The sequence below is a fragment of the Streptomyces beijiangensis genome (assembly GCF_017315755.1).
GTDB classification, from domain to species: domain Bacteria; phylum Actinomycetota; class Actinomycetes; order Streptomycetales; family Streptomycetaceae; genus Streptomyces; species Streptomyces beijiangensis.
On record NZ_JAFLRJ010000553.1, the window covers coordinates 1 to 398 of the forward strand.

1 protein-coding gene is annotated in these 398 nt (G+C 67.8%); it reads right to left on the reverse strand.

All coding sequences use genetic code 11. From position 1 onward, the window contains the following. Positions 1–208: 208 nt before the first annotated feature. A partial coding sequence (locus J0695_RS36670) for a DUF5926 family protein (RefSeq protein WP_242553654.1) occupies positions 209–398 on the reverse strand: 190 nt, incomplete at its 5' end.

Here is a 398-nt window from a genome sequence, read left to right on the forward strand (position 1 = left end):
CAAAGACCCGGTTGCTGGCGACGGGGGATGCACCAGCAACCGGGCTACTGGAACGGTAACAAGAGATCGGCTGTTAGCAAATTCGATCTCAGCTTTTCCGGTCATCGACTGGCTTGTCTTCACAGGGAGTTGTGGATGAAGCCGGTCATGTGGGCCGGGCGGTCGTACTGACCGGGCGGTCAGCACGACCGGGGAGCGTGCCCGTGCCTCAGTTGAGGGTGACCTGACGATTGGTCAGGCCCCCGCGTGCGCGGCGCTCGTCGGCGGTGAGCGGGGCGTCGGTGGCCAGGGCCGCGGCGAGGCGCTCGGCGAACTCGGCCGCCGGCTTCTCCACGTCCTCGGCGCCGACTCCGCTGGGCAGGTCCCAGACCGGGACGGTGAGTCCGTGAGCGCGGAAG